This window comes from Acinetobacter sp. YH16053, from assembly GCF_013417035.1.
GTDB lineage: Bacteria > Pseudomonadota > Gammaproteobacteria > Pseudomonadales > Moraxellaceae > Acinetobacter > Acinetobacter towneri.
This window is the reverse complement of the sequence record NZ_VPEP01000159.1, coordinates 1-1,070: the sequence shown is the minus strand read 5'-3', so window position 1 is coordinate 1,070 and position 1,070 is coordinate 1. Positions and strand designations below refer to the sequence as shown.

1 protein-coding gene and 1 pseudogene are annotated in these 1,070 nt (G+C 42.4%); both read left to right on the top strand.

Features of this window, described 5'->3' with window-relative positions; genetic code table 11:
* A pseudogene (locus tag FTV43_RS15800) lies at nt 1-220 on the top strand (plasmid mobilization relaxosome protein MobC); the annotation flags it as partial.
* A partial coding sequence (locus FTV43_RS15795; protein WP_179995869.1) for a relaxase/mobilization nuclease domain-containing protein occupies nt 204-1,070 on the top strand: 867 nt, incomplete at its 3' end. The pseudogene FTV43_RS15800 and the gene FTV43_RS15795, both read left to right, overlap by 17 nt.

Genomic DNA, 1,070 nt, shown 5'->3' with positions numbered 1-1,070 from the left:
AAACCAAATTGCACGAGCATTGAACATCATCAAAAATGCTGATCCGCAAGAGCAACGCAAGTTAGATATTTTCAGCATTTTTTCAGTTTTAAAAGGCATTCAAACCGAGTTAGAACAAGTATTTCCTGCACTTCCGAAAATCAGCAGACAAAGCCCTGAAAGGCTTAAAAAGCAATTGTCTTCGATACAGCTTGCTGAGGAGGATGAAAGTGCATATTAAATTTTTAAATCACGGCAAAGGATCGGCCGCACGCGCTTCAGCGTATGTTTTAGATAAGTTCGATCATCTTGGCAATGTTCGGGCAGGTGTTGATGTTTTGCGTGGTGATGCGACTACATTTAACGCCATCTGTGACTCAAGTCCACATTTGTGGAAGTACACCAGTGGCGTGATCGCATGGTCAAAAGAAGACAGTCCGACAGATGAACAAATAAAAGAAGTCTTAGACGAGTTTGAAAAGCATGCTTTTTCGGGACTAGATCCCTCACAGTACCACCTTTTTGCCGTGCTTCACACAGACGATGACGGCTCGAAGCATATCCACGTTCTAGCACCCCGCCTAGATATTCAAAGCGGTAAATCACTCAATATTGCCCCACCCGGCCATGAAAAGCATTTTGATTCTTTACGTGATTACTTCAACACAAAGTACCAGTGGTCACGCCCCGATGATCTGCTTTTGATGAAAACGACACAAGAGCCAAACTATGTCGCAAAACTCAACGCTCAAGCTAAAAATATTTTTACAGGTCAAGATCTTGAGGCGCTTACAAAAAAGCAGTTTGGCAAGCTCGTTGATAACTACGTACAAACATTTTTAAGGACTCTGACAGTAAAAAACAGAGCAGATATTGTCCAGTGTATTGAGCAACTGGAAGGAATCGCATCGGTCAAACAAAGTAAAGAATACTTAACTGCCACTTTGAAAAGTGGCAAAAGACATCTACTTGGAGGCGACTTGTATCATGAACAATTCGAAATTAACGCTTATTCAGAGCATCTCAGAGCAGCAGCAGAAAGCCGACCAACTACAGCAGAGCTTGCAAGAGCTCTAAGAAACGCTGCAAAC